The organism is Dietzia sp. E1 (assembly GCF_014145015.1).
In the GTDB taxonomy this organism is placed as follows: Bacteria; Actinomycetota; Actinomycetes; order Mycobacteriales; family Mycobacteriaceae; genus Dietzia; species Dietzia cinnamea_A.
Genome location: NZ_JAALDU010000422.1, coordinates 1 through 4054 on the forward strand (window position 1 = coordinate 1; position 4054 = coordinate 4054).

Sequence of the window (4054 nt, forward strand, 5' to 3'; positions counted from 1 at the left end):
GCCACCGACACAGGGGCCGCCGCGACCACCGTCACCTTCGAGGACGGCTGGGCCAAGGCCACAGACACGGACATGTCCGGCGTCTTCGGCACCATCACCAACCCCGGCGACACCGACCTGCACCTCACCGGCGTCGACAGCGACGTCGGCGGAAGCACCGAACTGCACGAGACCGTCCCCGGCGGCAGCGGCATGATGATGCAGGAACGCGAGGACGGCTTCGTCATCCCCGCCGGCGGCGAGCTCGTCCTGGCCCCCGGCGGCAACCACATCATGCTCATGGAGCTGGACGAGCCCATCACCACGGGCCAGCAGATCACCCTCACGCTCGAGTTCGACGACGTCGAGCAGGACGTCACCGTCTCCGCCCGCGACTTCATGGGCGGCGAGGAAGAGTACGTCGGAGGCGGCCACGGCGGGGCGAACGGGGGCATGATCAACGATGGCTGACCAGGCCCGACGCGGTCTGTCCCGGCGGTCGGTGCTCTCCGGCGGCGTCGCGGCCGTGGTGGGCGGCGGCGTCGTCGGTGGCGCCGCGGGATACGTGGGTCGGGGAGTCGTCGACGACGACGAGGCGGTCGGAGACTGGAAGACCGTCGCCGACTCACGAGTCGTCGGGGCGGCCACCGAACCGTTCCACGGCCCGCGCCAGTCCGGCATCACCACGCCGCCGCAATCCCACGCCGCGTTCGTGGCGTTCGACATCGTCCCGGGAGCGACCCGCACCGAGATCCAGGGCGTCCTGCGGGCGTGGTCCCAGGACGCCGCCCGGCTCACCCAGGGGCGTGGCGGACTCGCCGACCTCGAACCCGAACTCGCCGAGGACCCCGCGCGGCTCACGGTGACCATCGGGTTCGGCCCCGGGCTGTTCGACGCGATCGGCATGCCCGAGAAGCGCCCATCGTGGCTGGCGCAGCTGCCTGCGTTCCCGCAGATCGACCAGCTCGAGGACCGCTGGTCGGAGGGCGACCTGCTCCTGCAGATCTGCGCTGACGACCCGCTGATCGTCTCGCACGCCGCCCGGATCCTCGCATCCGGCGTGCGGGGCGTCGCGCGGCAGCGGTGGGCGCAGCGGGGCTTCCGCAAGGCCGTCGGCACCGACCCCAGCGGGCGGACGCAACGCAACCTGTTCGGGCAGATCGACGGCACCGAGAACCCGCGGCCGGACGACGTGGACTTCGACCAGATCCTGTTCTCCGACGGCAGCGACCAGCGCTGGATGCGGGGTGGATCGTCGCTGGTGCTGCGGCGCATCCGCATGACCATGGACACCTGGGAGGAGATCGACCGCACGTCCCGCGAACTCAGCGTGGGCCGACGGCTCGACACCGGCGCGCCGCTGACGGGCCGGAACGAACGCGATCCGGCCGACTTCGAGGCGATCGACGAGACCGGCCTGCCGGTGATCCCGCCGGAATCGCACATGGCGCGGGCCCGCCAGCGGAACAGGGGCGAGGCCCTGCTGCGGCGGCCGTACAACTACGACGACCCGCCGGAGGACGGCGAGATCAGTAACAGCGGTCTGCTGTTCACCGCCTACCAGGCCGACCCGGTGCGCACGTACATCCCGGTCCAGCGGCGGCTCGCCGAGCAGGACGCGCTCAACACGTGGACGATCCCCATCGGCTCCGCGGTGTTCGCGCTCCCGCCGGGTGCGCCCGAGGGCGGTTACGTGGGGCAGACGCTGTTCGAGGGCTGATGCCCGCCTTCTCCCCGCAGCCGCCCCTGCCGATGGCGTCTCGCCCGCCCCGCGCGGTGTGTGCGAGACGCCATCCCGAGGGGCGGCTGCGAAAGTGGCTGCGGGGGCGGCTGGGGCGGACCGGTCGTCGGCGCGCGTCAGAGCGCCGCGGCGATCGCGGCCGCCATCGCCTGCTGGCCGAGGGCGGTGGGGTGGAACGGCGCCGCATTGTTCTCGGAGCCATCGGCGAACACGACCCACCGCTCGTCCGCCGGAGCGCAGCCACTGCGGTCCGTGTCATCGACGGGCAGCACCGAGACGTGGCCGTTGCGGCGGGCCGCATCGTCGACCGCGTCGTTGATCTCCTGGGTGATCTCGCGGGCCCACTCCAGGTTCTCGTCCCCGACGAACTGGGTGAACGCACAGCCGTCCGCGTCACTGGCGGGCATCAGGGGCAGGTACTGGGTGGCGATCACCGTCGTGCCGGGCACGCGCTCGGCGATTTCGGCGTAGATCTCATCGACCGCGCCGTCCTCGCCGTACACGTCAGCGATGAGACCGCTCACCGTAGTGCCCAGCTCACTCTCGCAGTCGCGGGGGGAGCCCGGCAGGCCACCGGTGATGCACTGGACGATCAAACCGAAACCCACGTCGTTACCGCCGATGGACAGGGTCACGAGATCGGTGTCCTCGTCGAGGGCTTCGAGCTGGGGGGCGACGCCTGGGTGCTGCGCCTCGAACAAGTCCTCGGTCACGGCCCCGCCGCAGGTGACATCGGTGAGCTCGCCGACAGCCGGGTTCGCATCGAGCAGGCCGGGGTAGTTGCTCGCACTCCTGCCGCAGGGCGCCGCCACGCCTGACTGATCGCCGAAGGCAGCATACGAGTCTCCGAGCGCGACGTACTCGGGGTAGGCGGGCTCGGCGAGAGAGCCCAGAGACCCGGCGACGCTCCCCGGAATCTCATTGGTCGCGCCCAGCGAGCTGACGGCGATCGCGCCGTCGGCCTGGGCTGTGGACTGGGCGGCAGCGGCGGGCGTCGCGACGAGGGCGGCGGCAGCGGCGAGGGCGAGGGACGTGGTGAGAGGGCCGCGTCGGCGGCGATGAGGAGTCGACATGATCTCAGTGTCTCCTCATCGCCACCGCTCCGAGCGGCGATCGCCGCAACTGGACAGTTGTCCGCGAGCGTGACCAGTCGGCCGCTGGCCGCTAGACGTCAGCGAGCGCCTCCAGCACGCGGTCGGCGACGTGGGCGTGACCGGCCGAGGTCGGATGGACTGGGACCGCTCCGGTCTCGAGCCCGGTGAAGTCGACCCAACGGGTGTCGGGCGAGGTGCACATCGAGTGACCGGGCTCGTCCGGGATCACGACGGTGACGCCGTTGCGCTCGGCGGCGTCGCGGACCACGCGGTTGATGCTGTCCTGGAACCCGCGGACCTTGGCCCGCTCCTCGGCGCTGATCGCCATGAACGGCGCGCACGACGGCGACTGCTGGATGATCGCGTCATCCTCCGGGACGGCCGCGAGGTACCCGATCGTCACGACGCGGGCCCGGGGTGCGCGCTGGGCGATCTCGGCGTAGACATCGTCCAGTCGCTGGTCGAGGCGCTCGAGCGCCTCGGCGGCCTGCCGGTCGATCACATCCGAGCAGCTGGTGGTGGGGTCGAAGCCCTTCGACAGGTTTCCGGACGCGCCGTCGACGAGCGGTAGTAGCTCGGGCGCGGTGTTGGGACGCAGAGCGCAGGCGACGATCACCGCACCGAAGCCCACGTCGTTGCCGCCGATCGTCATCGACACCAGGTCGGTGTCGGCGTCGAGCGCGTCGAACTGTGGCGGGGCGCCGGTCCGGCCCGTCGCCCGGAAGTCGTCGACCACGGCGCCCCCGCAGGTGGCGTTGACGAACGTGCCCACGCCGAGCTCGCGGGCCACCACGGTCGGGTACGCGTCGGAGGTGCGCACGCACGCGACCGGGCCGGCACCCCACGCGCCCGGCGCGATACGGCCCACGGCGGCGTAGGAGTCACCGAGTGCCACGTACTTCGACGGGCCGGTGCCGGGGCCGGCGTGAACCGACGGGCCCATCCCGGTCCCGGCAACCTGCCCGGCGATGTTCGCGCCGAGGGTCTGCACCGAACCGCCGGCCACCTCGAGCGGCGCCGTCTCCGGGGTGATCGGCGCCGGGATCGTGGGAGCGGGCGCGGCCCCGGCGGGAGCCGCGAGCAGCGGGGACAACAGGACGGCGGCGGCCGCTGCGGCACCGGTCATCAGACGGCGCGCGGAGCGGCGGGGAAGGGACGTGTGCATGTCCTCAGCGTCTCATGAACACGTGTCTAGTTGTGCGCCCTCCCGGGCCCGCCACGAGGCTTGTCGTGGCGGGCC

General features: G+C 72.0%; 4 protein-coding genes. 2 read left to right on the forward strand and 2 right to left on the reverse strand.

All coding sequences use genetic code 11. The features are described from left to right. The coding region (locus G6030_RS13340; protein ID WP_182643454.1) for a copper chaperone PCu(A)C at positions 1–450 on the forward strand (450 nt) is incomplete at its 5' end. After that, positions 443–1699 (forward strand): Dyp-type peroxidase, encoded by a 1257-nt coding sequence (locus tag G6030_RS13345; RefSeq protein WP_182643455.1) that lies wholly within the window; start codon positions 443–445, stop codon positions 1697–1699. The genes G6030_RS13340 and G6030_RS13345, both read left to right, overlap by 8 nt. A gap of 137 nt (positions 1700–1836) precedes the next feature. Here G6030_RS13345 and G6030_RS13350 read toward each other — a convergent pair whose 3' ends face one another. Both G6030_RS13350 and G6030_RS13355 read right to left on the reverse strand, forming a co-directional pair. Next, positions 1837–2793: an SGNH/GDSL hydrolase family protein gene (locus G6030_RS13350; RefSeq protein ID WP_182643456.1), complete on the reverse strand. Its 957-nt coding sequence runs from the start codon at positions 2791–2793 to the stop codon at positions 1837–1839. Positions 2794–2884: 91 nt separating this feature from the next. After that, a complete protein-coding gene (locus tag G6030_RS13355; protein WP_182643457.1) occupies positions 2885–3979 on the reverse strand; it encodes an SGNH/GDSL hydrolase family protein in 1095 nt (364 codons plus the stop codon). Positions 3980–4054: the final 75 nt, after the last annotated feature.

Coding starts and splice junctions, on each gene's coding strand:
- G6030_RS13345 (WP_182643455.1), top strand. CDS start 443: ATGGCTGACCAGGCCCGACGCGGTCTGTCCCGGCGGTCGGTGCTCTCC.
- G6030_RS13350 (WP_182643456.1), bottom strand. CDS start 2,793: ATGTCGACTCCTCATCGCCGCCGACGCGGCCCTCTCACCACGTCCCTC.
- G6030_RS13355 (WP_182643457.1), bottom strand. CDS start 3,979: ATGCACACGTCCCTTCCCCGCCGCTCCGCGCGCCGTCTGATGACCGGT.